Source organism: Streptomyces sp. CB02923, from assembly GCF_001905005.1.
In the GTDB taxonomy this organism is placed as follows: domain Bacteria; phylum Actinomycetota; class Actinomycetes; order Streptomycetales; family Streptomycetaceae; genus Streptomyces.
The window spans coordinates 197,769-224,164 of record NZ_LWKZ01000029.1 but is presented as its reverse complement, the minus strand read 5'-3'; the positions used below and the strand labels follow the sequence as shown (position 1 = coordinate 224,164).

At 71.8% G+C, this 26,396-nt stretch carries 22 protein-coding genes; 15 read left to right on the top strand and 7 right to left on the bottom strand.

The genetic code is table 11. From position 1 onward, the window contains the following. Nucleotides 1-35: 35 nt before the first annotated feature. The 4 genes from A6A06_RS40550 to A6A06_RS40535 all read right to left on the bottom strand — a co-directional run bounded on the left by A6A06_RS40550 (nucleotide 36) and on the right by A6A06_RS40535 (nucleotide 4,531). The gene (locus A6A06_RS40550; RefSeq protein WP_073769219.1) at nucleotides 36-1,259 is read right to left on the bottom strand and encodes a DUF5667 domain-containing protein; all 1,224 of its coding nucleotides are present in this window, start codon (nucleotides 1,257-1,259) and stop codon (nucleotides 36-38) included. Nucleotides 1,260-1,745: 486 nt separating this feature from the next. Next, nucleotides 1,746-2,528 (bottom strand): ECF subfamily RNA polymerase sigma factor, BldN family, encoded by a 783-nt coding sequence (locus A6A06_RS40545; RefSeq protein ID WP_073769217.1) that lies wholly within the window; start codon nucleotides 2,526-2,528, stop codon nucleotides 1,746-1,748. Nucleotides 2,529-3,022: 494 nt separating this feature from the next. Next, nucleotides 3,023-3,925: an HAD family hydrolase gene (locus tag A6A06_RS40540; protein ID WP_073769215.1), complete on the bottom strand. Its 903-nt coding sequence runs from the start codon at nucleotides 3,923-3,925 to the stop codon at nucleotides 3,023-3,025. A gap of 327 nt (nucleotides 3,926-4,252) precedes the next feature. After that, entirely contained in the window at nucleotides 4,253-4,531 is a 279-nt protein-coding gene (locus A6A06_RS40535; protein ID WP_073769213.1) for a glutaredoxin family protein, read from the bottom strand. A 345-nt stretch (nucleotides 4,532-4,876) separates the two neighbouring features. On the opposite strand from A6A06_RS40535, the gene A6A06_RS40530 reads away from it, so the two are divergent. The 10 genes from A6A06_RS40530 (at nucleotide 4,877) to A6A06_RS40485 (ending at nucleotide 15,361) form a co-directional block, all read left to right on the top strand. Continuing rightward, a complete protein-coding gene (locus A6A06_RS40530) occupies nucleotides 4,877-5,719 on the top strand; it encodes a redox-sensing transcriptional repressor Rex (RefSeq protein ID WP_073769211.1) in 843 nt (280 codons plus the stop codon). Beyond that, on the top strand, nucleotides 5,716-7,155 hold the full coding sequence (locus A6A06_RS40525) for a glutamyl-tRNA reductase (protein ID WP_073769209.1): 1,440 nt from the start codon (nucleotides 5,716-5,718) through the stop codon (nucleotides 7,153-7,155). Before A6A06_RS40530 ends, A6A06_RS40525 begins: the two co-directional genes overlap by 4 nt. Continuing rightward, nucleotides 7,152-8,129 (top strand): hydroxymethylbilane synthase, encoded by a 978-nt coding sequence (gene hemC / locus A6A06_RS40520; protein WP_073769207.1) that lies wholly within the window; start codon nucleotides 7,152-7,154, stop codon nucleotides 8,127-8,129. The genes A6A06_RS40525 and hemC overlap by 4 nt, the downstream gene beginning before the upstream one ends. Continuing rightward, nucleotides 8,126-9,775, top strand: a complete 1,650-nt coding sequence (locus A6A06_RS40515) for a uroporphyrinogen-III synthase (protein WP_073769205.1) — start codon at nucleotides 8,126-8,128, stop codon at nucleotides 9,773-9,775. Before hemC ends, A6A06_RS40515 begins: the two co-directional genes overlap by 4 nt. Then, a complete protein-coding gene (gene hemB, locus A6A06_RS40510; RefSeq protein WP_073769203.1) occupies nucleotides 9,772-10,767 on the top strand; it encodes a porphobilinogen synthase in 996 nt (331 codons plus the stop codon). The genes A6A06_RS40515 and hemB overlap by 4 nt, the downstream gene beginning before the upstream one ends. 101 nt (nucleotides 10,768-10,868) lie before the next feature. Beyond that, nucleotides 10,869-11,813 carry a hypothetical protein gene (locus A6A06_RS40505; RefSeq protein WP_199931444.1) on the top strand — a complete coding sequence of 315 codons (945 nt, stop codon included), beginning with the start codon at nucleotides 10,869-10,871 and terminating at the stop codon, nucleotides 11,811-11,813. Between the two features lie 262 nt (nucleotides 11,814-12,075). After that, a complete protein-coding gene (locus A6A06_RS40500; RefSeq protein ID WP_073769201.1) occupies nucleotides 12,076-12,888 on the top strand; it encodes a serine protease in 813 nt (270 codons plus the stop codon). 289 nt (nucleotides 12,889-13,177) lie between these two features. After that, nucleotides 13,178-13,993 (top strand): S1 family peptidase, encoded by an 816-nt coding sequence (locus A6A06_RS40495; protein ID WP_073769199.1) that lies wholly within the window; start codon nucleotides 13,178-13,180, stop codon nucleotides 13,991-13,993. Nucleotides 13,994-14,219: 226 nt separating this feature from the next. Next, nucleotides 14,220-14,825, top strand: a complete 606-nt coding sequence (locus tag A6A06_RS40490; RefSeq protein ID WP_073769197.1) for a helix-turn-helix domain-containing protein — start codon at nucleotides 14,220-14,222, stop codon at nucleotides 14,823-14,825. Next, complete coding sequence (locus tag A6A06_RS40485) at nucleotides 14,822-15,361, top strand: GNAT family N-acetyltransferase (RefSeq protein WP_079194683.1); 540 nt, start codon at nucleotides 14,822-14,824, stop codon at nucleotides 15,359-15,361. The genes A6A06_RS40490 and A6A06_RS40485 overlap by 4 nt, the downstream gene beginning before the upstream one ends. Nucleotides 15,362-15,386: 25 nt before the next feature. On the opposite strand, the gene bla is transcribed toward A6A06_RS40485, so the two are convergent. Both bla and A6A06_RS40475 read right to left on the bottom strand, forming a co-directional pair. After that, the gene (bla, locus tag A6A06_RS40480; RefSeq protein WP_079194682.1) at nucleotides 15,387-16,394 is read right to left on the bottom strand and encodes a class A beta-lactamase; all 1,008 of its coding nucleotides are present in this window, start codon (nucleotides 16,392-16,394) and stop codon (nucleotides 15,387-15,389) included. 97 nt (nucleotides 16,395-16,491) lie between these two features. Continuing rightward, entirely contained in the window at nucleotides 16,492-17,241 is a 750-nt protein-coding gene (locus A6A06_RS40475; RefSeq protein WP_073769195.1) for a DUF4232 domain-containing protein, read from the bottom strand. Nucleotides 17,242-17,566: 325 nt separating this feature from the next. Here A6A06_RS40475 and A6A06_RS40470 point away from each other — a divergent pair, with 325 nt between their 5' ends. Beyond that, nucleotides 17,567-18,994 (top strand): helix-turn-helix domain-containing protein, encoded by a 1,428-nt coding sequence (locus A6A06_RS40470; RefSeq protein WP_073769193.1) that lies wholly within the window; start codon nucleotides 17,567-17,569, stop codon nucleotides 18,992-18,994. A gap of 92 nt (nucleotides 18,995-19,086) precedes the next feature. Here A6A06_RS40470 and argS read toward each other — a convergent pair whose 3' ends face one another. Then, on the bottom strand, nucleotides 19,087-20,868 hold the full coding sequence (gene argS, locus A6A06_RS40465) for an arginine--tRNA ligase (protein WP_073769191.1): 1,782 nt from the start codon (nucleotides 20,866-20,868) through the stop codon (nucleotides 19,087-19,089). Nucleotides 20,869-21,023: 155 nt separating this feature from the next. On the opposite strand from argS, the gene lysS reads away from it, so the two are divergent. The 4 genes from lysS (at nucleotide 21,024) to A6A06_RS40445 (ending at nucleotide 26,363) form a co-directional block, all read left to right on the top strand. After that, complete coding sequence (gene lysS / locus A6A06_RS40460; protein ID WP_073769189.1) at nucleotides 21,024-22,748, top strand: lysine--tRNA ligase; 1,725 nt, start codon at nucleotides 21,024-21,026, stop codon at nucleotides 22,746-22,748. A 184-nt stretch (nucleotides 22,749-22,932) separates the two neighbouring features. After that, on the top strand, nucleotides 22,933-23,145 hold the full coding sequence (locus tag A6A06_RS40455; protein WP_073769187.1) for a hypothetical protein: 213 nt from the start codon (nucleotides 22,933-22,935) through the stop codon (nucleotides 23,143-23,145). Between the two features lie 111 nt (nucleotides 23,146-23,256). Next, a complete protein-coding gene (locus tag A6A06_RS40450; RefSeq protein ID WP_079194681.1) occupies nucleotides 23,257-24,018 on the top strand; it encodes an HAD family hydrolase in 762 nt (253 codons plus the stop codon). Continuing rightward, entirely contained in the window at nucleotides 24,015-26,363 is a 2,349-nt protein-coding gene (locus A6A06_RS40445; RefSeq protein WP_073769185.1) for a glycoside hydrolase family 65 protein, read from the top strand. Before A6A06_RS40450 ends, A6A06_RS40445 begins: the two co-directional genes overlap by 4 nt. Nucleotides 26,364-26,396 lie beyond the last annotated feature (33 nt).

Below are 26,396 nucleotides of genomic sequence, written 5' to 3'. Positions count from 1 at the left end.
CGCCGCGTGGGCGGCACCGGGGCGTCGGGGGCGGGTCAGCCCAGCGGGTTCTTGCCGTCGAGGCCGATGTCGGGCAGCAGGCCGGGGAGCAGGGGCGGGATCGTGACGTCCGGCTCGTGCGGTGTCTCCTTGCCCGGTCCCTTGCCGTCCGGAGCCGGGGTGCTGGTGTCGGCGGGCGGGTCGAGCAGGCCGCCCGTGCTGCCGCCGAGCAGGCCCTCGTCCTCGTGGGACGGGGACGAGGCCGGCGGATGGTGCTGCGGAGCGTGCGAGCCGTCGGCCTCACCGGACGCGGAAGCGCTCTTCCCGGACGGTGCCGGGTGGTCCGTACGGCCCTGGGTGGAGCCCGGTGCGGGCGCTTCGGGGGCGCTCTCGCGGTGGTTGCCGCCGCTCGGGTTCCTGGGCAGCAGGGAGCGCAGCGGGCCGACCTCTTCGTCTATGGCGTCGAAGACCGAGCTGACCTCGTCGCGGACGTCCGTCAGCTGGGCCGGCAGGCGGTCGCGCAGCCGGGTCCAGCTGTCGCGGTGCGACTTGGTGAACGAGTTGAGCGTCTGGATGGGGCCGAGGGAGCCGTCGCGCTCGTACTCCTCGTGGAGGAGGCGGTGGCCTTCTCCGGCGTCCTGCTTGACGCCGGAGAGCGCCTTGCGGATCTCGTTGAGCGACTCGTGGTCGAGGGCGCCGGAACGGCCGCGCTCCATGAGGCGGTGGGCTTCGAACATGCGTGTGGACGCCTGGTCGAGGAAGAGGCGGCCGCGATCGGACTCGCCGTCCGCCATGCCCAGCTTCAGATCCTCCATGCCGCGCTTGAGGCCGTACAGCGAGTCGCCGGGCAGGGCGTCGGAGCTGGCGGCGGCGACGCCGCTGAAGGCCCCGGCCGCGACGCCCACCGTCAGGCCGCCCGCCGCGAGTCCCTTGGACAGCCGCGACCTGGGGCGCAGCCGTCCCAGCGACTTCGTGGCGCGGTGCGCGCCGCGGGTCCCGCGCTGCTGGGGCACCCGCGAGTCGCCGGTCGCGCCGCCTTCGGCGAAGGCCGCCTCCATCGCCGCGATGAGCTGGGCCCGGTGGACGGTCCTGACCTCGGGGTCCAACTCCGGCTTGGGGAGTTCTCCGAGGCTGTCGGCGACCGCCAACAGCCTTGTTTCTCCGCACGCTTGCGCCGGTGTCCCGACCTCGTCCTCGGCCGCCGCGCCCGGAAGGACCTGATCCTCCAGGGCCTGGGCGAAGGCGTTGGCCCGCCGGTGCACCGATACGTTCGCGATCACGGGCGGCACCTCCTCTCGTCATCCCGCTCGACTCCCCGGACTGGCTTGACTATCCAGACGGGCCGGAAGGTTGCACGCCCTGCTCGCATCCACTCGATCGAGTGAGAGGGTGCGGGCATGGCGTGACCGCAGGGAGCCTGCGTTTTGCTCAACGAGCGCCGCGGCACTTGGGTTACGCACTCACGATGATCTGACCGAACGGTCACGAACGATCACTCGCAGTCAGAAGGAGTGGTGACCGGCGCCGGGCGTGTCAGCGGCCGCGGGGCGCCGTACGGGGTGGCGTACGGCGACGGCGTGAGCGTCAACATCGGCCCGGGAGATTCAGGCGATCGGGGCGGTGGTCCAAGCGTTAGTCCTGGCGGTGGGCCGGAACGGGCGGTCCGGGGCGTGGAGGCAGGCAGAAGCGCAGTGGGCACGGGGACGCGGGCGGGGAACGGGGCGCGGCAGGCGGCACGGACCGCGGTCCGTGCCCCGTGGCGGCGGTCAGCGGGCGTCGTCCGGGAGCAGCCGCGCCAGGGTGCGGACGGCCCGGTACTGGAGCGTCTTGATCGCGCCCTCGTTCTTCCCCATGACGCGCGCGGTCTCCGCGACCGACAGGCCCTGGAGGAAGCGCAGCGTCACACACTCCTGCTGCTGCGGGTTGAGCTTGCGGACCGCTTCCAGCAGCGCCGCGTTGGACAGGGACTCCAGGACGGAGTCCTCGGGGCTGCGTTCGACCTCGTTGGCGTCGAGCATCTCACCGGTGGTGACCTCCAGGCGGAAGCGCGACGACTTGAAGTGGTCGGCGACCAGGTTGCGGGCGATCGTGACCAGCCAGGCGCCGAAGTCGCGGCCCTGCCAGGTGAAGGTGCCGATCCGGCGCAGGGCGCGCAGGAAGGTCTCGCTGGTCAGGTCCTCGGCCGTGGCCCGGCCGCCCACCCGGTAGTAGATGTAGCGGTAGACCGTGTCGGCGTACTGGTCGTAGAGCCGGCCGAACGCGTCCGCCTCGCCTGCCTGGGCGCGCTCGACGAGGTCCATCATGCGGCGGCTGTCGCTGTCGGCGGGGCGCCGGGCGGCGGGCGTGCCCGCGCCGCGGCGGGTTCTGCCGCCGGTCTTGCCGACTGTGGTGGTGCTTCCGTCGGCCAGGGCGTAGCAGGGACCGGCGGGGGTGGCTGTGGCGAATGCGGGGACGGCGATCGCGGTGGGGACAAAACTGCGCAGGTGGTCGACGAGCGTCGTACGCAGCGTAGCCAGGCCCGAGGCGTCAACCCCGACGTGTGGGTACACGGGACTCCCAGAGGCAGAGCTTCCATCACGTGCAGTGCGGAACCGTTCACCCGTCGTAGGGACGCGTGGGTACCGGTTTGCGTCTGAGGAGAATAACGCTTCGTACAGGCAGCGCTACACCCAGTTGCTCAAATCATCGATTACTTCTGGTCCGTTACGGGTTCATGCCCGATCAAGTATCGATTCCTGAGCAGATATTGATCAGAAAGGAACGTGATCTGCCTGGTTGCGGGCCGTGTTGTGGCGGACCCCCGGCAACGGGACTGCGGGGGGAAGGGCGGGGGTATGCCACAGGGATTGGCCGGGCCGGTATCCGGAGAAGCGACGGACACCGGCTGTGAGTGACCGCCGGGCGTGGCGGCGGCCGGCCGGGCCGGGTGCACGCCAAGCGACATCACTCCGCCACGACGACGGGACAGCTGCCCACCGCCGGACAGGCGGCGCAGGGCGCCCGCCCTCACCAGGCCGACGCCTCCGTCGCTAGAAGAACCGCTTCAGCGCCGCCGCCGCTGAAGCGCCACGGCCGCCGCCGCACCCCCCGCGAGAGCCCCCACCCCGGCCGCCGCCGGGATGCCGATCTTGACCGCCTTGCGGCCGGTCCGGTAATCGCGCAGCCGCCACCCCTGCTCACGGGCGTGCTTGCGCAGCCGCCCGTCGGGGTTGACCGCATACGGGTGCCCGACCAGCGACAACATCGGAATGTCGTTGGCGGAGTCGCTGTAGGCGGCGCAGCGCTCCAGGTCCAGGCCCTCCGCGGCGGCCAGGGCCCGTACCGCCTCGGCCTTGGCGGGGCCGTGCAGCGGCTCGCCGACCAGCTTGCCCGTGTAGACGCCGCCGACGGACTCGGCGACGGTGCCGAGCGCGCCGGTCAGGCCGAGCCGCCGGGCGATGATCGTCGCGGTCTCGACGGGAGCGGCGGTGACCAGCCAGACCTTCTGGCCCGCGTCCAGGTGGGCCTGGGCGAGGGCGCGGGTGCCGGGCCAGATCCGCTCGGCCATGTACTCGTCGTAGATCTCCTCGCCGATGGTCATCAGCTCGGAGACGCGGTGGCCCTGGACGATGGACAGCGCGCTGTTGCGGGCGTCCGCCATGTGCTCGGGGTTCTCCGAGCCGATGAAACGGAAGTAGATCTGCTGCCAGACGAAGCGGGCCAGGTCGCGCTTGTGGAAGAAGCGCCGCTTGTACAGGCCGCGTCCGAAGTGGAAGAGGGACGCGCCCTGCATGACGGTGTTGTCGAGGTCGAAGAACGCGGCGGCGTACGTGTCGCCGACGACCGGGAAGTCCGGCTCCTCGGCGCCCTCGTCCTGGGCGGCCGCTTCCTGCGCCTCGGCTTCCTGGGCCTCGGCCTCCAGTGAGGACTTGCGCGCGGCCTCGGCCGCCGCCTCGCCGGCGAGCACGCTGCGCGCGGTGGCGTGGCGCCTACGGCGGCTGAACCACCCCGTGGGGAGGAGCGCGCCGTAGGAGTTCCTACGGGGATGGCGGGCGGACGACGGGTGGGCCATGTAGCTAGCGTAGCCAGGTTGTTCGGTGCAGCCGGTTACGGGCGGATGTCCGACGGCCGCGGACCGGCCGACGGTTGCGTTACGGCCATCCCGGTGACGGCGCCGGACCGCCGCGGCGCGTGCCGCGGCGGGGGCGTACGCCGGGCGGTTCCGGTGCCGTACGGGACGGGGCGCGCGGTGCGTAGCCGGGCTCGTACCGTTGCGGGGCCGGGGATCGTACGGTCAGGCGCCCAGTGCCTTGCGCAGCCGCTGGGGGTCGACCCGCCAGAAATCGTGCTGCGCGCCGTCCACGAGGACGACCGGAATCTGTTCCCAGTACTTGCGGTAGAGCTCCTGGTCCTGGGTGATGTCCCGCTTCTCCCAGGAGGCGCCGGTCTCGGCGCACACTCTTTCGATCACTTCCTGTGCGACATCGCACAGATGGCAGCCGGGCTTGCCGATGAGTGTGACCGTGCTGTCGGCGGGGTTCTTGCGGGTGCTGCGGCTGAAGAGGGGGGCCATGCCGCAATTGTGCCCCTCGGCCGGGCGCTCGCCGCGTGGGGCGGAAAGTCGCCTGAGTCGACTACCATCGGTGGGCGATTTGTAGGTTTCCGGGGGGATAGCGGTAAGGAGTGAGCGCAGGTGCTGCCGTCGGCGCTCCCGTGTTACCGGTGCGAAACGTGTGAACGGTGTGCCGTGGGAGTTGGTTCCGCGAAGGGGCGTAAAAGCCGCGTGACCCCGGTCACTTTGGCCGGACAAAGCGGACACCATCTTTGTGCACGCGTTCACAAAGACATAGCCTGCTGTCGACGGGGCGGTCGGGAAATCTACGGCCGTCCACAGCCCCGCTCTACCCGCAGGAGCACCGTGGCAACTGGCCGAACTCACCGACCGGCGACCCGAAGCCGAGGGATTCCCGAGGCCACCGTCGCCCGGCTTCCGCTGTATCTGCGCGCGTTGACCGCGCTCTCCGAGCGCTCGGTCCCCACGGTCTCCTCCGAGGAACTCGCCGCCGCGGCGGGGGTCAATTCCGCCAAGCTGCGCAAGGACTTCTCCTACCTCGGTTCGTACGGCACCCGCGGGGTCGGCTACGACGTGGAGTACCTCGTCTACCAGATCTCCCGTGAGCTGGGCCTCACGCAGGACTGGCCCGTCGTGATCGTCGGTATCGGCAACCTCGGCGCCGCCCTGGCCAACTACGGCGGCTTCGCCTCCCGCGGGTTCCGCGTCGCCGCGCTCATAGACGCCGACCCGGCGATGGCCGGCAAGCCGGTGGCGGGCATCGCCGTCCAGCACACCGACGAGCTGGAAAAGATCATCAAGGACAACGGCGTCTCGATCGGCGTGATCGCGACCCCCGCGGGCGCCGCCCAGCAGGTCTGCGACCGCCTGGTGGCCGCCGGTGTCACCTCCATCCTGAACTTCGCGCCCACCGTGCTGACCGTCCCGGACGGCGTGGACGTGCGCAAGGTCGACCTGTCGATAGAGCTGCAGATCCTGGCCTTCCACGAGCAGCGCAAGGCGGGCGAGGACGCCGGGCAGGACGACGAGTCCGGTGACGCCCGTGCCGTCGCCGCGCGCGAGGCCCGCCGGGCCGTGCGCGAGGTGCGCGAGGCCGCGGGCAAGACCGGCCCGGACGCGGACGCCCCCGCCGGGCCGTCCGACCGCAAGGGACCCGACGGGGACGTACCCGCCGTGATGCCGGCATGAGCCTTTTGGTCGTCGGGCTCAGTCACCGCAGTGCCCCCGTGAGCGTCCTGGAGCACGCCGCCATCGCCCCCGAGGCGCGCGGCAAGCTGCTCCAGGACACGGTGTCGGCCGAGCCGGCCGTCGAGGCCGCGGTGCTCTCCACCTGCAACCGCATAGAGCTGTACGCGGACGTGGACAAGTTCCACGCCGGTGTCGCCGAGCTGTCCACGCTGCTGGCCCGGCACGGCGGCGCGGGCCTGGACGAGCTGACCCCTTACCTGTACGTGCACTACGAGGACCGGGCCGTCCACCACCTCTTCTCGGTGGCCTGCGGCCTCGACTCGATGGTCGTGGGCGAGGGCCAGATCCTCGGCCAGATCAAGGACGCGCTCGCGGTCGCGCAGGAGCAGCACACCGCGGGCCGTCTGCTGAACGACCTCTTCCAGCAGGCGCTGCGGGTCGGCAAGCGCGCCCACAGCGAGACCGGCATCGACAAGGCGGGCCAGTCGCTGGTCACCTTCGGCCTGGAGCAGCTGTCCGGCGGCACGGACGTCGCCGCGTGGGCCCGGGGCAAGCGCGCCCTGGTCATCGGCGCCGGTTCGATGTCGTCGCTGGCCGCCACCACGCTGGTACGGGCCGGGGTCGGCGAACTGGTCGTCGCGAACCGGACGGTGGAGCGCGCCGAGCGGCTGACGCAGATCCTGACCGAGCCGGGCTCGGCGGGCGCGCTGAACGGGCTGACCGCCCGCGCCGTCGCGATGCCCGCCGTGGAGTCCGAGCTGGCCCTCGCCGACGTCGTCGTCTCGTGTACGGGGGCGACCGGCCTGGTCCTGACGGGCGAGGCGGTCGCCGCCGCGGCCGAGACGCGCGGCGCCCGGACGGCGGCCGCCGACGGCCACACCGGCACCGCGGGCGGCACCGGCAGCGCCGTCGCCCCGGCGCCCGAGCTGGCGCTGCTCGACCTCGCCATGCCGCGGGACATCGACGCCGCCGCCCACCGGGCCGAGGGCGTGCGCCTCGTCGACATCGAGTCCCTCGCCGACGCGTCCGCGGACGCTCCGATGGCGGCCGACGTGGACCGGGTGCGCGGCATCGTCGCCGACGAGGTGGCCGCGTTCGGCGCGGCGCAGCGGGCGGCGCACATCACGCCGACGGTGGTCGCGCTGCGCACCATGGCCGCGGACGTCGTCGCGGGCGAGATCGCCCGGCTCGACGGCCGCCTCCCCGACCTTGACGACAAGCAGCGCGCGGAGATCACGCAGACCGTGCGCCGGGTCGTCGACAAACTCCTGCACGCGCCCACCGTGCGGGTCAAGCAGCTGGCCAGCGAACCCGGCGGCGCCGGTTACGCGGACGCGCTGCGCGAACTCTTCGACCTCGACCCCCAGACGGTTGCCGCCGTCAGCCGGGCCGACACGCGGGCCGACGGCTCGCACACAGCACGGGAGCGGGCATGACTGACAGCAATCCACGGGTCCTGCGGCTGGGGACGCGGCGCAGCAAGCTCGCCATGGCCCAGTCCGGGATGGTCGCCGAGGCGGTGCGCGAGCTGACGGGCCGACCCGTCGAGCTGGTGGAGATCACCACGTACGGCGACACCTCGCGCGAGCACCTGGCGCAGATAGGCGGCACCGGCGTGTTCGTCTCCGCGCTGCGCGACGCGCTGCTCGACGGGACGATCGACTTCGCCGTGCACTCGCTCAAGGACCTGCCGACCGCGCAGCCCGCCGAGCTGGCGCTGGCCGCCGTACCGGTGCGCGAGGACCCGCGCGACGTGCTGGTGGCCCGCGACGGCCTCCGGTTCGAGGAGCTGCCGGACGGTGCCCGCGTGGGTACGGGATCGCCGCGCCGCATGGCACAGCTGAACGCCTGGGCGCGTTCGCTGGGCCGGCGGGTGGAGGCCGTACCGATCCGCGGGAACATCGACACCCGTATCGGTTACGTCGAGAAGGGCGAACTGGACGCGGTCGTGCTGGCCGCGGCCGGACTGTCCCGGCTCGGCCGGATCGAGGAGGCGACGGAACACCTGTCGCCCGACATGATTTTGCCCGCCCCCGGTCAGGGGGCCCTGGCGGTGGAGTGCGCCGCGCACAACGCGCAGCTCGCCGCTCAGCTCGCCGAGCTCGACGACCCGTTCACCCGGGCCGCCGTGACCGCCGAGCGTTCCCTGCTCGCCGCCCTGGAGGCCGGCTGCTCCGCACCTGTGGGTGCGCTGGCCGACCTGCAGGCCGACGGGCAGGCTGTCACCGAAATGCGCCTGCGTGGCGTCGTCGGCACGACCGACGGCTCGATGCTGGTGCAGCTGTCCACCACCGGACACGTACCCGCCTCTCTCGGCGACGCGGCGACCCCCCTGAACATGGGGCGCGAACTCGCCGCCGAGATGCTCGCGAAGGGTGCGGCCGGTCTTATGGGGGAGCGAGCACTTTGAACCCCAACGCCCCGAATCACCCTGCCGCCGGTCAGGTCACCTTCATCGGTGCCGGTCCCGGAGACCCGGGCCTGCTGACGCTGCGTGCCGTCGAGGCACTGGCACGCGCCGACGTGCTGATCGCCGACCCGCAGGTGCTCGACGTCGTCCGCGGGCACGCGCGGCCGCATGTGGACACCCCGCAGCAGCCCACGGCTGACGAAGCGTCAACCACCGCTGGAGTACCCGCGCTTAGGGACACCACCAATCTTGTCATGTCGGCTGTGCGCACCGGCAAGCGGGTGGTGCGTGCGGTGTCCGGCGATCCCGGACTGGACGCGCACGTCGCCGAGGAGATGCTGGCGTGCGCCTCCGAGGGCGTCGTCTTCGAGGTCGTGCCGGGCATCGCCGCCGCGGTCGGCGTGCCCGCGTACGCCGGTGTGCCGCTGCGCGACGCGGACGGTACGGACGTGCGTTTCATCGACGCGCGGACCGCCGACGAGCGCTGCTGGACGGAGGTGGGCACCAGCGACGCGACCGCCGTCGTGTCCACGTCGCTGGACTCGGTGGCCGCCGCGGCCGGCGAGCTGGTCTCCGCGGGCCGCAAGCCCGATACGCCGATGACGGTCACCGTCGCCGGTACGACGACGCGCCAGCGCACCTGGAACGCGACGCTCGGCTCGGTCGCCCAGGTGCTGAAGGCCGCGAAGGTGCTGCCGTCGGCGGACGGCGGGCAGCCGGTCATAGCCGTGGTCGGTGAGCGCGGTGCCGCGGCCCGGCGCGACCAGCTCTCGTGGTTCGAGAACAAGCCGCTGTTCGGCTGGCGTGTCCTCGTGCCGCGGACCAAGGAGCAGGCCGCCTCGCTCTCCGACCAGCTCGTCGAGTACGGCGCGGTGCCGCACGAGGTGCCGACCATCGCCGTGGAGCCGCCGCGTACCCCGCAGCAGATGGAGCGCGCGGTCAAGGGCCTGGTCACCGGGCGCTACGAGTGGATCGCCTTCACCTCGGTCAACGCCGTCAAGGCGGTGCGGGAGAAGTTCGAGGAGTACGGGCTGGACGCCCGCGCGTTCGCCGGGATCAAGGTGGCCGCGGTGGGCGAGCAGACCGCCAAGGCGCTGATCGCCTTCGGTGTGAAGCCCGACCTCGTGCCGTCCGGCGAGCAGTCCGCCGCCGGGCTGCTGGAGGACTGGCCGCCGTACGACCCGGTCTTCGACCCGATCGACCGCGTCTTCCTGCCGCGCGCCGACATCGCCACCGAGACGCTGGTGGCGGGCCTGATCGAGCTGGGCTGGGAGGTCGACGACGTCACGGCCTACCGGACCGTACGGGCTTCGCCGCCGCCGCAGGAGACCCGCGAGGCGATCAAGGGCGGCGGTTTCGACGCCGTGCTGTTCACCTCGTCCTCCACGGTGCGCAACCTGGTCGGCATCGCCGGCAAGCCGCACAACGTGACCGTGATCGCCTGTATCGGCCCGGCCACTGCCAAGACCGCCGAGGAGCACGGGCTGCGCGTGGACGTCATGTCGCCCGAGCCCTCGGTGCACAAGCTGGCCGAAGCGCTCGCGGACTTCGGCGCGGCGCGGCGCGATGCCGCGCTGGAGGCCGGAGACCCGGTCACGCGCCCCAGCGAGCGCCGGCCCGGATCGCGTAGGAGGGCTCGCAGTTGAGCAGCAGTACGTACGGCAACTTCCCCGGCGCCCGGCCGCGTCGGCTGCGCACCACGCCGGCCATGCGCCGGATGGTCGCCGAACACCGCCTGCACCCGGCGGATCTGATCCTGCCCGCGTTCGTGCGGGAGGGGATCTCGGAGCCGGTGGCGATCGGCGCGATGCCGGGCGTCGTGCAGCACACCCGTGACACGCTGCGGAAGGCCGCCGTCGAGGCGGTCGAGGCGGGCGTCGCCGGGATCATGCTGTTCGGTGTGCCGGAGGACGCGAAGAAGGACGCGGCCGGCACGGCCGGTACGGATCCGGACGGCATCCTCCAGCAGGGCATCCGTGATGTGCGGGCCGAGGTCGGCGACGACCTGGTGATCATGTCGGACCTGTGCCTGGACGAGTACACCGACCACGGCCACTGCGGTGTCCTGGACGGCGAGGGCCGGGTGGACAACGACGCGACGCTGGAGCGGTACGCCGAGATGGCGCAGGTCCAGGCCGACGCGGGCGTCCACGTGGTGGGTCCGAGCGGCATGATGGACGGCCAGGTCGGCGTCATCCGTGACGCGCTGGACCAGACCGGCCACGAGGACGTGTCGATCCTGGCCTACACCGCGAAGTACGCCTCGGCCTTCTTCGGCCCGTTCCGCGAGGCGGTCGGCTCGTCGCTCAAGGGCGACCGGAAGACCTACCAGCAGGACTACGGAAACTCCCGCGAGTCGCTGCGCGAGCTGGCGCTCGACCTCCAGGAGGGCGCCGACATGGTGATGGTCAAGCCGGGCATGCCGTACCTGGACGTGCTGGCGAAGATCGCGCAGTCGGTGGACGTGCCGGTCGCCGCGTACCAGATCTCCGGTGAGTACGCGATGGTCGAGGCCGCCGCCGAGAAGGGCTGGATCGACCGCGACGCGGCGATCCTGGAGGCCCTGACCGGCTTCAAGCGCGCGGGCGCCGACATGATCCTGACCTACTGGGCCACGGAGGTCGCGCGCAAGCTCTAGTTCCCCATACGTACCTCTGCTGTTGCCACGTCGCACGGGTGTACCCAACTCCCACCAGGGGGAAGGAAAAAGCGACGTCACCACAGGGAGGGGAACAGACCATGCGCAAGCGCATACAGAGATGGCGGCGCTCCGTCGGGAGCGCCGCCGTCGTGCTGTGTACGGCGGCCGGGTTCGGCGGAGCGCTGGCCACGCCGGCCACGGCGGCGGGCGGACCGGCGCCCGTCACCTCGTACACGTACACGAGCGTGGCGGGGGACTACATCGGCCAGGGGCATGCCGGTACGTACCGGGAGCCGGCCGCGAAGCTCACCTTGAGCGGTGACGCCGGGCAGGTCCGTGTGCGGGTCACCACCGGCGACGAGTGGTGGGACGTCGAGATCGCCGCTCCCAAGGGCGAGCAGCTGCGCCCCGGTGTCTACCGCGGCGCCGAACGGGCCTCGTTCCGCACCGGCCGTTCGCCGGGGCTCGACGTCGGCGGCAACGGCCGCGGCTGCAACGAGTTGTACGGGCAGTTCACGGTCAACCAGATCGCCACGGACGCGGCCGGCAAGGTCACGCTCTTCGACGCCGCGTACACGCAGAAGTGCGAGTCGGAGACGGCCCAGCCGCTCAAGGGGACGGTCAAGTACCGCGCGCTGCCGCTGTCGTACGCGTACAAGAGCGAGGCGGGCGACTACGTCGGCCAGGGGAAGTCGGTGACGCACACCGGCGCCACCAGCCTCTTCCGTCTGACGGACAGCTACGCGGGCGGCGTCACGTTCGGGGTCGAGGGCAAGCGCGAGTACTGGACGGCGGAGTTCCGGCCGCCCGTGGGCGAGCGGCTGACCGCCGGGCGTACGTACCAGGTCACCGGCGCGAAGGGCGGCGCCACCCTGGAGGTCTACGGGAACGGGCGCTCCTGCGGGAATGCCACCGGTGAATTCACCGTGGACCGGCTGTACTTCACCGACGAGGGCAAGGTGACCGGCCTCGCCCTCCGCTACCGGCAGGTGTGCGGCGGCGGTACGGCCGGCATGTCGGGCACCGTGCACTACGCGGCCTGACCGGCCGGTGCGGGCCGCGTCCTCCCGGGGGTGCGGCCCGCGCTGCGGGCCCTCGCGTCCCACAGGTGGCGATTGGCCGGTTCTGTGGCTTGTGCCCCCTTCGTAGCGTCCACATAATCACAACGCTCTGCCGCGTCGTGGTGCCCCGTCCCCCACGCACTTCCCGTTCCGGCGGGCGCCCCCGATGTGTACTTGGCATGAACCGGTCAGCGCTGACCGGCGGTGACCGAAGGAGCACGACTCCCCCTGGAGAGGACGTCCGTTGATCCGTCACGCGAACTTCCTGAAGAGATCCGTAGCCCTCGGAGCAGTGGCTCTGGCGGCCCTGTCGCTCCAGCCCGGCGCGGCGAGCGCGGCCGGCGAGCCCACGCCGTCGAGCGGCACGCCCGGCACGAAGATCGTCGGCGGCGTGCCCGCCGCGCAGGGCGAATTCCCGTTCATGGTCCGGCTGTCCATGGGCTGCGGCGGCGCGCTCTACCGCCAGGACATCGTGCTCACCGCCGCGCACTGCGTGGACGGCAGCGGCAACAACACCTCCATCACCGCCACGGCCGGTGTCGTGGATCTCCAGAGCTCCAGTGCGGTCAAGGTCAAGTCCACCAAGGTGCTCCAGGCCCCCGGCTACAACGGCTCGGGCAAGGACTGGGCACTGATCAAACTCGCGGCGCCGATCAACCAGCCCACCCTGCGCACCACCACGGACGGCCGCTACGACCAGGGCGACTTCGTCGTGGCGGGCTGGGGCGCCACCAGGGAGGGCGGCGGCCAGCAGCGCTATCTGCGCAAGGCGACGGTGCCGTTCGTCGACACGGCGACCTGCCGGCAGGCGTACGGGAACGCGCACATCCCCGCCGAGGAGATCTGCGCCGGGATCATGCGGACCGGCGGGGTCGACACCTGCCAGGGCGACTCCGGCGGCCCGATGTTCCGCAAGGACGACGCCGGTGCGTGGATCCAGGTCGGCATCACCAGCTGGGGCGAGGGCTGCGCGCGGCCGGGCAAGCCGGGCGTCTACACGCGGGTGAGCGCCTTCTCGCAGGCCATCGCCAAGGCGGCGGACCAGCTGCGCCGCTGACGCGGGACGGGCGGGTGCCCGTGGCGTACCGGCCCGAACCGGTCCCTTCGCCGCCCACCCGCCCGTACCGAACCCCAATTGGTCCGAACCACCCAGATGCCGATACATCGCCGTACTCGGGAAGTGGCCGGTTTCAGAACCTTGTGCATCTTTGGGGCGCGTCCACATAATCACAACGCTCCAGTTTCACCACGCACTTCCGGCGCAGTACTTCGCGCCCGGTCGTGCCGTGGTGTGCCGCGCGGCAACGGCTGGAGACCGATGTGCCTCCGACGCGAGAGGAAAGTCCTTGAAGCGCTCCGCGAGATGTATCAAGAGATCCGTAGCCCTCGGTGCCGCCGTGGCGGCGGCGTTCGCCCTCCAGTCGGCAGGCGGCGCCAGCGCCGCCCCGGCCCCGACGCCGCCCCCCGGCCAGCAGATCATCGGCGGACCGCCCGCCGCGCAGGGCGAGTTCCCGTTCATGGTGCGGCTGTCCATGGGCTGCGGCGGCTCCCTCATCCGGGAGGACGTCGTCCTCACCGCCGCGCACTGCGTGGACGCCAGCGGACCCGACACGTCCATCACCGTCACCGCGGGCGCCGTGGACCTCCAGAACCCCAAGGCGGTCAAGGTGAAGTCCGCCGAGGTCGCCCAGGCCCCCGGCTACAACGGCAAGGGCAAGGACTGGGCGCTGATCAAGCTGGCCACGCCGATCAAGAACCAGGAGACGCTGCATCTCGCCGAGGACGACACGTTCGACCGCGGCACCTTCACGATCGCCGGGTGGGGCGCCAGCCGGGAGGGCGGCGCGCAGCAGCGCTACCTGCGCAAGGCCAAGGTCCCGTTCGTGAACATGACCGCCTGCAAGCAGGCGTACGGGGACCTGCTGACGCCGGGCGAGGAGCTCTGCGCCGGGTTCGTGGCGGAGGGCGGCGTCGACACCTGCCAGGGTGACTCCGGCGGCCCGATGTTCCGCCGTGACGGGGACGGCGACTGGGTCCAGGTCGGCATCACCAGCTGGGGCGAGGGCTGCGCGCGGCCCGGCAAGCCCGGCGTCTACACGAAGGTGAGCGCCTTCTCCGCGCAGATCGAGAAGGCCGCGGGCAAGCTGACGGCGTCGAGCTGAGCGCAGCGGTCCGCTCGCAGCGGTCAGCTCGCGGCGAGCCGACCCCGGCGATCCGCCGACGACCGGCTGACCGCGACGAGTTGAGCACCGGGACCTGATCGCGACGAGTCGAGCGCAGCGATCTTCCGGGTTGAACGGACGCGCCCCGGGCCACACCACCGGCCCGGGGCGCCGCCGTGCGTCTGCCTCTTCCGCTGCGTCCCATATCCGGGATATCTTCCCGGATATGGGAACCGAGAAGCCGGCCGGCCGCGGCCCGGATGACGTATGCGTCGATCCGATGGAGACCCGACTCGCCGCCCGGCTGGCGGAGTTGCGTACGGGGCAGGGCTGGTCACTCGACGACCTGGCCCGGCGTACGGACGTGAGCCGCTCGACCCTCTCCCGCCTGGAACGGGCCGAGATCAGCCCCACCGCGGCGCTGCTGTCGCGGCTGTGCGCGGCGTACGAGCGGCCCATGTCCCGGCTGCTGGCCGAGGTGGAGTCGCAACCTCCCCGACTCGTCCGCTCCGACGAGCAGTCCGTCTGGCGCGACGACGCCTCCGGCTTCACCCGCCGCTCGGTCTCCCCTCCCCACCCCGGCCTCCAGGGCGAAGTGGTCGAAGGCACCCTGCAACCCGGTGCCGACATCACCTACGACAGCCCGCCGCCCGTACCCGGCCTGGAACAGCACATCTGGCTGCTCGACGGCCGGTTGCACATCACCACGAGCGGCACGGCGTACTCCCTCGCCCCGGGGGACTGCCTGCGCTTCCGCCTCTGGGGCCCCACCCGCTTCCACTGCCCCGGCCCTGCCGCCGCCCGCTACGCCCTCCTGGTGGTCCTGCCATGAGCTGTGCCACCACCTTCACCATCACCCGCCTCTTCGCCGCCGCCTTCGACGGCAGCGTCCCGGGCCTGGCCGCGCTCCTCGCCGACACCGTCGCCGACGGTTCCTCCCTCGGCTTCGTCGCGCCCTTCGATCAGGAAGCCGCGGCGGCGTGGTGGCGCACTCAGCGCCCCGCGGTGGCCGACGGCTCCCTCGGCATCTGGGTGGCCGAGGGCCCCGGAGGCATCACCGGCACCATCAGCCTCGCCCACTCGCAGAAATCGAACGGCCGCCACCGCGCGGAGATCGTGAAACTCCTCGTCCACCGGTCCACCCGCGGCCAGGGCCTCGGCCGCGCCCTCCTCACCACGGCCGAACAGTCCGCCGCCCGCTCCGGCTTCCGCCTCCTGCTCCTCGACACGGAAACCGCCAGCCCGGCGGAGCGCCTGTACCGCCGCAGCGGCTGGACGCCGTACGGCACGGTTCCGGCCTATGCGACGGATCCGGAAGGGACGCTGAGGGACTGCACGTTCTTCTACAAGGAGGTGGGAGGCGCGTAGGTCCGGGCCGACGCGGAGGGGCGGCTCAGGCCGGGCCGCCGACTGCTTCGGCCATGAGGGTGGCGGTTTTGATGATCAGTGGGATGTCGCCAGGGGCGCCGGGGAGTGCCGGCTTGTGGGTGAAGGCGGCGAGGGCGATCGGGGTGCCGTCGGGCGTCCAGGCGACGGCCACGTCGTTGCTCGTCCCGTACGCGCTGCCGCTGCCGGACTTGTCCGCCACCGTCCAGTCCTTCGGCAGCCCCGCGCGGAAACGTTCCACGCTGGTGGTGCTGCGCACCAGCCAGTCGGTCAGAAGGGCGCGGTCCGGGCCGTTCAGGGCGTCGCCGAGGACCAGCCGGCGGTAGGTGCGGGCGATGGCGTACGGGGAGGTGGTGTCCGTACGGCGGCCGGGCTCGGCCGAGTTCAGCTCCGGCTCCCAGCGGTCCAGGCGGGTCACCGGGTCGCCGAGGGAACGGCAGAAACGGGTGACGGCGGGCGGGCCGCCCAGCTCGCGCAGGAGGAGGTTGGTGGCGCAGTTGTCGCTGTAGCGGATCGAGGCGTCGCACAGGGCCCGTACGGTCATGCCGTCGGCGACGTGCTGCGACGTGACGGGCGTGTGGCCGGACTTCCGCACGTCGGCCTCGGTGTAGTGGATGACGCGGGACAACTGGGTGCCGTCGTGGTCGAGGTCGCGCAGGACGGCCCCGACGGCGAGCGTCTTGAAGACCGAGCAGATCGGGAACAGCTCGTGGGCGCGGTGGAGCAGGGACGCGCCGGTGGCGAGGTTGAGGGCGAAGACGCCGATCCTGGCCCGGTGTTCCCGCTCCAGCTCGTGGAGGCGGCGGGTGGCCGCGGAGGGCGCGGAGTGGCCTGCGGAAGGGGCGGCGGTGCCGGCCGTGGCCGCGCTCGCCGTCGTGGAGCCGAGGGCGAGCGCGGCGCCGAGGCCGAGACCGGCGCCGAGCAGGGACCGCCGGGTGAGCGGGGACTGCTGATGGAGCAGGTTCCGCTGGTGGAGGAGGGGCTGTTGGTCGAGCTGTGGCGTGGGCTTGCGCATGGTGTGTCCTTTCCCCAGTCCCCCGGTTGGATGTTGCTGGTGGGGACGTTGGGGTCAGGGGGAGTGGTTGCGCAAGCGCGCGGGAGGGGGAGGAGCCCTAGAGGGCGTCGTCCAGTTCGCTCTGCCAGTACGTGACCTGGGCGGAGTCGTCGATGTACGTGCCCTTCGGCAGCGCGGGCCGGGCCGGGCGTTCGGCGTAGCTGCCGTCGCGGTTCGCGAAGTACAGCTCCAGGCTGCGCACCGTCCTGCCCCCACTGGCCTCCCCGGTGGCGTCCGACGTGCGTACGGCCGCGTACGCGGACTGGCCCGGCTCGACGGACACCACGGACTGCGGCTTGCTGCTCTCCATGACCGGGGTGGCGGCCTGGGCATCGCCGAAGTTGAGCGCCGGGTAGTGGTAGGCGTCGCAGCGGGTCGAGCCGGTGTTGGTGACGGTGAGGAGCAGGTGGTTGATGGGGCGGCTGAGCTTGGAGACGGTCACCTTGGTGTTGGCCGCGGTGCAGGTGGTGGACTTCCCGCCCGGCGCGCTGCCGTGCTTGCCGCCGGAGCCGGTCCTGGCCGGGGCCGCGTGCGAGCCCTGGCCGCCGCCCTGCGAGCCCCCGCCCTGCGAGCCCCCGCCCGCAGGGGACTTCGCCGACGGGCCCGTACCGCCCGAGTCGCCGGGGGCTTCCGCCGGAGCGGAACCGGCCGTGGTCTCCGGACCGGCCGAGGCCGCGGGCCGGTCGGTACCGGCCGCCTTCTTGCCGTCCGCGCCGTCGCCGCACGCGGTCAGCGAGAAGGCGGCGGCGACGGCCGCGGCGGAGGCGGCGATACGGGCGGTACGAGTGGTGAAGAGACGCGAACGCATGGGTGGCACTTCCCGTGAGGTCGTGGAAGGAACGGTTGGTCAGATGCTGTGCAGTACCGCGGCGATGACGGCGACACAGACGGCGAGTACGCCCAGTGCCGCGAGATCGGCCGGGTCGAGAGGACAGCGGAATCGGGTCCGCACGGCTGCTCCCCGGTAAGGCCCCGGTCGGGGCGTCGTCGGTGGTCACAGCCTGTGCGACGGTCCGTCCCGGCCACAACGGCCGCCTGTACATCCGGGACGGTGGAACGATTGCGCGTACCCTGACCTGGGGGAATGGGGGTTCCCTGGAACGCGGTTCTGGGACGGGGCACGAGGGGGAACGGTGAGCACGGCTTCCGGCACGGATGGTTTCGCGGCACTGCTGCGTACGGTGAAGACCAGGTCAGGGCTGAGTTACGGCGCCTTGGCCAAACGCCTGCACATGAGTACGTCCACGCTGCACCGCTACTGCAACGGCGACGCGGTGCCCACCGAATACGCACCCGTGGAGCGGCTGGCGCGGGTATGCGGAGCGAAGCCTGAGGAACTGGTCGAGCTGCACCGCCGGTGGATCCTGGCGGACGCGGCGCGGGGACGGCGGGGGACGGAGCGGGAAACCAAGCCGGAGGGGGAAGCCAAGCCGGAAGGGGACGCCGGGCCGGAGGGGGACGTCGAGCCGGAGGCAGCGGCCCAGCGGGAAGGCGACGCCCAGTTGGAGGCAGACGCCAAGCCGGACGAAGCCACGCCGCCCCCCGCCCCTGCCCCCGAAGCCGTACCGGCCCCGGCATCGGTACCAGCCCCGTCCCCGGCGTCCCGCCCCGCCCGCGCGAAGCTCCGGCTCGCCATCGCGGGCGCTGTCGTGCTCGCGCTGGGCGTGCCCATCGGCGTCGTCACCGCCATGACGTCCTCGGACGCGGACCGGACGAACTCCGCGGATGCACGGGGCTCCGGCCGGTCCGCCGATGCCGGGCGCGGCCCGGTCCCGGACGGCGCGGCCTCCGGTACGCCCTCGCCTTCCGCTTCCGCCACCCCCGAAGCGACCGGCAAGCCGAAGCGGGGCGGCGCGTCGGCCACCGCGAGCCCGGCCGGCGGTGCCGCGGCGTCCAACGAGGGAAAGGGTGAGGCGGGCGGCAGCAGCGGACAGAGCAGCGGCACCCCGCTGACCGTCGATGTTCGTACGAACAACTGGGACGACCCGTGCGACCGCTGGTACATGCTCGACAAGCCGCCCACCGAGGTCCCGCCGCCGCCCCCCGGACCGGACGCGCGTGGCTGGGCGAACGCGCTGGGCGGGGTGCCCGGCGGGCATCTCAGGGTGTCGCTGGCGGTGCAGGGGACCGGTGACACGGCTGTCGTCCTGCACTCGCTGACCGTACGGACCGCCACGCGCACGGCGTCGGTGACGGGTTCGGCGTACTCCATGGGGAACGGCTGCGGTGGCGGGCTGACCCCGGCCTCGTTCGATGTCGGGCTGGACGCGGCGCAGCCGCTGATGCGGCCGGTGGCCGGCGAGCAGGGCGACCGGAAGATCCCGGCGACCGACTTCCCGTTCAAGGTCTCGGCGTCCGACCCGCAGGCGCTGTACGTGGACGCGCACGCGGAGGCGAACGACGTCAGCTGGTACCTGGAACTGGAGTGGAGCAGCGGCGGACGGCGTGGCACGCTGCGCCTCGACGACCACGGTAAGCCGTTCCGTACCAGTGCGATGAAGGGCCGCCCGGCGTACGGCTACCGGTACGACCTGAACACCTGGCAGCCCACCGAAGACTGAACGCGCGGGCAACGGGACGCGCGGGCAACGCCAAGGCCCCGCCGGCGCGGTGAGCTCCGGCGGGGCCTTCCCGCGTAGGTGTCAGCCGGGCGTCAGAGCCGCTCGGGCGTCCGGATGCCCAGCAGCGCCATGCCGCGGTGCAGCGTGCGCGCCGTCAGGTCGCACAGGAACAGGCGGTTCTCGACCTGCTGGGCGCCGCCCTCGGCCTTCAGGACCGGGCACTGGTCGTAGAAAGTCGTGTAGAGGGAGGCGAGCTGGTACAGGTACGCGGCCAGCTTGTGGGGCTCGTAGCCGGCCGCGGCCTCTTCCAGGACCTCGGCGAACTGGTCCAGGTGCAGGCCCAGCGCGCGCTCGGCGGGAGCCAGCGCCAGCTCCGGGTGGGCCGTGGGCGCGGCGGAGTCACCGGCCTTGCGCAGGATGGACTGGATACGGGCGTACGCGTACTGGAGGTAGACGCTGGTGTCGCCGTTGAGCGAGACCATCTGGTCCAGGTCGAACTTGTAGTCGCGGGACGCCGAGGTGGACAGGTCCGCGTACTTCACGGCGCCGATGCCGACCTGGGTGCCGTTCTCGACGATCTCCGCCTCGGTCAGGCCGATCTTCTCGCTCTTCTCGCGGACCACGGCGGTCGCCCGCTCCACCGCCTCGTCGAGCAGGTCCACCAGCCGCACCGTCTCGCCCTCACGGGTCTTGAACGGCTTGCCGTCCTTGCCGAGGACGGTGCCGAAGGCGAGCTGTACGGGCTCGACGTCGTCGCCGAGCCAGCCGGCCCGGCGGGCGGTCTCGAAGACCATCTTGAAGTGCAGCGACTGGCGGGCGTCGACCACGTACAGCAGGGTCGAGGCGCCGAGGTTGCCGACCCGGTCGCGGATGGCGGACAGGTCGGTGGCCGCGTAGCCGTAGCCGCCGTTGGACTTCTTGACGATCAGCGGGGTCGGGTTGCCGTCGGGGCCCTTGACGTCGTCGAAGAAGACGCAGAGCGCGCCGTCGGAGCGGACCGCGACGCCGGACTCCTCCAGCAGCCGGCAGGTCTCCTCCAGCATGGCGTTGTAGCCGGACTCGCCGACCACGTCCGCGTCCCGGATCTCCATGTCCAGCTTGGTGAAGACCGAGTAGAAGTAGACCTTCGACTCGTCGACGAAGCGCTGCCACAGGGCGAGCGTCTCCTCGTCGCCGGCCTGGAGGTCGACGACGCGGCGCCGGGCGCGCTCCTTGAACTCCTCGTCGGAGTCGAAGAGCGCGCGGGACGCCTTGTAGAGGCGGTTCAGGTTCGACATGGCCTCTTCGCCGGAGATCTCGGCGGAGGCGTCGTCGCTCCGGTGGTCCAGCTCGTGCGGGTGCTCGATCAGGTACTGGATGAGCATGCCGAACTGGGTGCCCCAGTCGCCGATGTGGTGGCGGCGGACCACCTTCTCGCCGGTGAACTCCAGGATCTCGACCATCGCGGCGCCGATCACGGCGGAGCGCAGGTGGCCGACGTGCATCTCCTTGGCGACGTTCGGCTGCGCGTAGTCGATGACGGTGGTGCCGGGGTTCTCGGCGTACGGGACGCCCAGGCGGTCGTCGGCGGCGCGGGCGGCCAGCGTACGGACGATCGCCTCGTCGCTGACCGTGATGTTCAGGAAGCCGGGTCCGGAGACCTCGATCTCCTTGATCACGTCACCGGCGGCGAGCTGCCCGACGACCTGGGAGGCCAGCTCGCGGGGGTTGCCCTTGAGCTTCTTGGCGAGCGCCAGCATGCCGTTGGCCTGGAAGTCGGCCCGGTCGCTTCGTCGCAGCAGCGGGTCCGCGGCGCCGGCCTCCGGCAGGGCTGCCGAGAGGGCGTCCGCGACGCGCTGGTTGACCGTAGCTGCGAGGGAAGGGACCGAGGTCATGGAGTGAAGGCCGTTCCGTTGGTGTGGAAAGGGTTTGCCGACGAGTATCCCATGGCGCTTCCATCGGTTTTCCACAGGGAAAAATCCGCCGCGGCCGCGTCTGGGAGAATGGGGCCGTCAGGCTTGTCGAGTGGTGAGAAGAGGAAGGGCCGATCGTGGCTCAGCAGAGCACCGAGACCGACTGGGTCTCCAGGTTCGCGGACGAGGTCGTTGCCGAGGCGGAGCGCCGCGCCCCCGGCAAACCGATCGTCTGCGCCTCGGGCCTCAGCCCTTCCGGCCCGATCCACCTCGGCAATCTCCGTGAGGTCATGACGCCGCACCTGGTCGCGGACGAGATCCGCCGCCGGGGCCACGAGGTCCGCCACCTGATCTCCTGGGACGACTACGACCGGTACCGCAAGGTCCCGGCCGGTGTCGCGGGCGTCGACGAGTCGTGGGCCGAGCACATCGGCAAGCCGCTGACCTCCGTCCCGGCCCCGGCCGGCTCCGCCTACCCGAACTGGGCCGAGCACTTCAAGGCCGCCATGGTCGAGGCGCTCGCCGAGCTGGGCGTGGAGTACGACGGCATCAGCCAGACCGAGCAGTACACCACCGGTGTCTACCGCGAGCAGATCCTGCACGCGATGAAGCACCGCGCGCAGATCGACGCGATTCTTGGCCAGTACCGCACCAAGAAGGCCCCCGCGAAGAAGTCGCAGAAGCCCGTCGACGAGGCCGAGCTGGAGGCCGCCGAGGGCTCCGGTGCGGCCGCCGAGGACGACGGCAGCAGCGGCTCGGCGGGCTATTTCCCGTACAAGCCGTACTGCGGGCAGTGCGAGAAGGACCTGACGACCGTCTCTTCCTACGTGGAGGAGACGACCGAGCTGACGTACACCTGCTCGGCCTGCGGTTTCGGCGAGACGGTCCGGCTCGGCGAGTTCAACCGGGGCAAGCTGGTCTGGAAGGTCGACTGGCCGATGCGCTGGGCGTACGAGGGCGTGATCTTCGAGCCGTCGGGTGTGGACCACTCCTCGCCGGGCTCGTCGTTCGTCGTCGGCGGCCAGATCGTGCGCGAGATCTTCGACGGCGCGCAGCCCATCGGTCCGATGTACGCCTTCGTCGGCATCAGCGGCATGGCCAAGATGTCGTCCTCCAAGGGCGGCGTGCCGACTCCGGGCGACGCGCTGAAGATCATGGAGGCGCCGCTGCTGCGCTGGCTGTACGCGCGCCGCAAGCCCAACCAGGCCTTCAAGATCGCCTTCGACCAGGAGATCCAGCGGCTCTACGACGAGTGGGACAAGCTGGAGTCCAAGGTCGCCGACGGCTCGGTGCTGCCCGCCGACGCCGCCGCGCACTCCCGCGCGGTGCGCACCGCCGCCGAGGAGCTGCCCCGTACCCCGCGCCCGCTGCCGTACCGCACGCTGGCCTCGGTCGTGGACATCACCGGCGGGCACGACGAGCAGACGCTGCGCATCCTCGGCGAGCTGGACCCGGCCGCCCCGGTCACGGACCTCGACGAGACCCGGCCCCGGCTGGACAAGGCCGAGTACTGGATCAACACCCAGGTCCCGGCCGAGCAGCGCACCATCGTGCGCGACGAGCCGGACACCGCGCTGCTCGGCTCGCTCGACGAGCAGGGCCGCGAGTCGCTGCGGCTGCTGCTGGACGGGCTGGACGACCACTGGTCGCTGGACGGGCTGACCACGCTCGTCTACGGCGTACCGAAGATCCAGGCCGGGCTGACGCCGGACGCCAAGCCGACGCCGGAGCTGAAGGTGGCGCAGCGCTCGTTCTTCGCGCTGCTCTACAACCTGCTCGTCGGCCGTGACACCGGGCCGCGCCTGCCCACGCTGCTGCTCGCGGTCGGCGCCGACCGGGTGCGCAAGCTGCTCGGTGCGTGAGGACCGGCGCGGACCGGTGCGTGAGGGACCGGCGCGGACCGGTGTGTGAGTGACCGGCGCGTGAGGACCGGCGCGGTGCGCGTGCGGGGATGAGGCCCCGACCGCGCCACTGCGACTTTCGAACGACGACGGGTTCGGCCCCGGGGACGACGATCCCCGGGGCCGCTCGCATGAAGGTGGACCCATGCGAGGAATCATCGGAATCATCGTCCTGATCCAGGGAGCCCTGGGCGCCCTCGGCCGGACCTTCACCGAAGGTACGGGCTGGGGCATCCTGCCGCACTGGTACGACCTGCCGACGCTCGCGTACGTCGGTATGGCCGCGGCCGGTCTGCTCCTCGTCGTGTGGGAGGAGGCCGACAAGAAGCGCAAGAAGCGCGTGACCCCGGGCGCCTGACCGCCCGCCGCACCCCGCCGCCCCCTCCCGCACCTGCCCGCCCGGCGGCGTTCCGGGCGGGAAATGACCGGAACAGACATACGTCGAACACCGGGCGGGGACTCGTCTCCCATGACGGATTCGCTGACCTCCCTCGGCCTGCCGGACCGGGTCCGGGCCTGCCTGTTCGACCTCGACGGGGTCCTGACCAAGACGGCCGTCGTGCACACGGCCGCCTGGAAGGAGACCTTCGACGACTTCCTGCGCCACCGGGACGGCCCGGGGTTCACCCCCTTCGACCCGGTCACCGACTACGACGAGTACGTGGACGGCCGCCCGCGCGCCGACGGCGTCCGCACCTTCCTCGCCTCGCGCGGCATCGACCTGCCGGAGGGCGGCCCCGACGACCCGCCCGGCCGCGAGACCGTGCACGGGCTGGGCAACCGCAAGAACGGCCTGCTGCTGAAGAAGCTCCGCGAGCGGGGCGCCGAGGCGTACGAGGGCTCCCGCCGCTATGTGCAGGCCGTACGCGACCGGGGCCTGGCCACCGCCGTCGTCTCCTCCAGCGCCAACTGCCGCGAGGTGCTGGAGTCCGTGGACATGGCGGGCCTCTTCGACGTACGGATCGACGGGAACGTGGCCGCCGAGCGGAAACTGCCGGGCAAACCACACCCCGACACCTTCCTGGAAGCCGCCAGGGAACTGGACGTCACCGCCGCGCAGGCGGCCGTCTACGAGGACGCCCTCGCCGGTATGGACGCCGGGCGGGCCGGCGATTTCGGGTACGTCGTCGGCGTCGACCGGGTCGGCCAGGCCGACGCGCTGCGGCGGCACGGCGCCGACGTCGTCGTCACGGACCTCGCCGAGCTGCTGAAGGAGGACGGCCAGGCATGATCACCCACTCCTCGTACGCCTGCGACCCCTGGGTGCTGCGCGAGACCGACCTCAACCTGGACGTGCTGCCGCAGAGCGAGTCGGTCTTCGCGCTGTCCAACGGGCACATCGGCTGGCGCGGCAACCTCGACGAGGGCGAGCCGCACGGCCTGCCCGGCACCTACCTCAACGGCGTCCACGAACTGCGCCCGCTGCCGTACGCCGAGGCCGGCTACGGCTATCCGGAGTCCGGCCAGACCGTCATCAACGTCACCAACGGCAAGCTCATCCGGCTGCTCGTCAACGACGAACCGTTCGACCTGCGCTACGGGCGGCTGCGCTGCCACGAACGGGTGCTGGACCTGCGCGCCGGGCTGCTGCGCCGTACCTGCGAGTGGACCTCGCCGGCCGGCTGCACCGTACGGGTGACCTCCACCCGCCTGGTCTCCTTCTCCCAGCGGGCCGTCGCCGCCGTCTCCTACGAGGTCGAGCCCCTGGACTCCGAGGTCCGCGTCGTGGTGCAGTCCGAACTCGTCACCAACGAGCAGCTGCCCGAGTCCGGCGGCGACCCGCGGGTCTCCGCGGCGCTGCACAACCCGCTGGAGCCGGAGGAGCACTTCGCCTCCGACGCGCGGCTGCGGCTCATCCACCGCACGCGCCGCAGCGGACTGCGGGTGGCCGCCGCAGCCGACCACATCGTCGACGGCCCCGAAGGCGCCACCCGTACCGACAGCGAGAGCGGCGACGACGTCGCCCGCTTCACCGTCACCTCGCTGCTGGAGCAGGGGCAGCGGCTGCGCCTGGAGAAGACGGTGTCGTACGGCTGGTCCAGCGCGCGTTCGCTGCCCGCCCTGCGCGATCAGGTGGACGCGGCGCTCGCCGGGGCCCGCAGCACCGGCTGGCAGGGGCTCGTCGACCAGCAGCGCGCGTACCTCGATGACTTCTGGGACCGCGCGGACGTCGAGGTCGACGGCGACGCGGAGATCCAGCAGGCCGTCCGCTTCGCCCTCTTCCACGTGCTCCAGGCGGGGGCCCGCGCCGAGCAGCGCGCGATCCCCGCCAAGGGCCTGACCGGCTCCGGCTACGACGGACACACCTTCTGGGACAGCGAGACCTTCGTCCTGCCCATGCTCACGTACACCTCGCCCGACGCCGTCGCCGAAGCCCTGCGCTGGCGGCAGAAGACGATGGGCGCCGCCTGCGAGCGGGCGGCCCAGCTCGGCTTCCGCGGGGCGGCGTTCCCGTGGCGGACCATCGAAGGGTCGGAGTGCTCGGCGTACTGGCCGGCCGGCACCGCCGCCTTCCACGTCAACGCCGACATCGCCGACGCGGTCGTCCGCTACGTGTGCGCCACCGGCGACGAGGAGTTCGAGCGGGAGACGGCCGTACCGATCCTGGTGGAGACCGCCCGGCTGTGGCACTCGCTGGGCCAGCACGACCACCACGGTACGTTCCACATCGACGGCGTCACCGGCCCCGACGAGTACAGCGCCGTCGCGGACGACAACGTCTACACCAACCTCATGGCCCAGGCGAACCTGCGGGCCGCCGCCGACGTGGCCGAACGCCACCCGCGGGAGGCCGAGGCGCTCGGCGTCGACGACGAGGAGAGCGCGTCCTGGCGGGACGCGGCGGAGGCGGTGGCCGTACCGTACAACCGCACCCTGCGGGTCCACGAGCAGTCCGCGGGCTTCACCAGCCACCAGACCTGGGACTTCTCCGGCACGCGCACCGACCAGTACCCGCTGATGCTGCACTTCCCCTACTTCGACCTGTACCGCAAACAGGTCGTCAAGCAGGCCGACCTGGTCCTCGCCCTGTACAAGCGCGGCGACTGCTTCGACGCGGACCACAAGGCGCGCAACTTCGCCTACTACGAGCCGCTGACCGTACGCGACTCCTCCCTCTCCGCCTGCGTCCAGGCCGTCGTGGCCGCCGAGGTCGGCCATCTGCGGCTCGCCTACGACTACTTGGGCGAAGCGGCGCTGATGGACCTCCAGGACCTGGAGAACAACACCCGCGACGGCCTGCACACCGCCTCACTCGCCGGCACGTGGATCGCCCTCGTCGCCGGGTTCGGCGGCATGCGCCATTCGGGACAGGGCCTGACGTTCGCACCGCGCCTCCCCGAGAAGATCAGCCGCCTGGCGTTCTCGGTCCAGGTGCTGGGACGGCGGCTGCGGGTGGAGATCACCGCCAGGACGGCGACGTACAGCATGGTCGAAGGGTCCCCGCTCGAAATACAGCACTACGACGAACCCCTCACCGTCTCCGGCAAGAGCCCCCAGGAGCGCCCCATCCCCGAACTGGCCACCCGCCCGGAACCCACCCAGCCACCGGGACGGCGCCCACTGAGGAGGCACTGAGCACGGGCCCGGCCACGGCTATGGCTACAGCTA

Coding starts and splice junctions, on each gene's coding strand:
- A6A06_RS40535 (WP_073769213.1), bottom strand. CDS start 4,531: ATGGCCCCCCTCTTCAGCCGCAGCACCCGCAAGAACCCCGCCGACAGC.
- A6A06_RS40525 (WP_073769209.1), top strand. CDS start 5,716: ATGAGCCTTTTGGTCGTCGGGCTCAGTCACCGCAGTGCCCCCGTGAGC.
- hemC (WP_073769207.1), top strand. CDS start 7,152: ATGACTGACAGCAATCCACGGGTCCTGCGGCTGGGGACGCGGCGCAGC.
- A6A06_RS40505 (WP_199931444.1), top strand. CDS start 10,869: ATGCGCAAGCGCATACAGAGATGGCGGCGCTCCGTCGGGAGCGCCGCC.
- A6A06_RS40490 (WP_073769197.1), top strand. CDS start 14,220: ATGGGAACCGAGAAGCCGGCCGGCCGCGGCCCGGATGACGTATGCGTC.
- A6A06_RS40485 (WP_079194683.1), top strand. CDS start 14,822: ATGAGCTGTGCCACCACCTTCACCATCACCCGCCTCTTCGCCGCCGCC.
- bla (WP_079194682.1), bottom strand. CDS start 16,394: ATGCGCAAGCCCACGCCACAGCTCGACCAACAGCCCCTCCTCCACCAG.
- A6A06_RS40475 (WP_073769195.1), bottom strand. CDS start 17,241: ATGCGTTCGCGTCTCTTCACCACTCGTACCGCCCGTATCGCCGCCTCC.
- argS (WP_073769191.1), bottom strand. CDS start 20,868: ATGACCTCGGTCCCTTCCCTCGCAGCTACGGTCAACCAGCGCGTCGCG.
- A6A06_RS40455 (WP_073769187.1), top strand. CDS start 22,933: ATGCGAGGAATCATCGGAATCATCGTCCTGATCCAGGGAGCCCTGGGC.
- A6A06_RS40450 (WP_079194681.1), top strand. CDS start 23,257: ATGACGGATTCGCTGACCTCCCTCGGCCTGCCGGACCGGGTCCGGGCC.
- A6A06_RS40445 (WP_073769185.1), top strand. CDS start 24,015: ATGATCACCCACTCCTCGTACGCCTGCGACCCCTGGGTGCTGCGCGAG.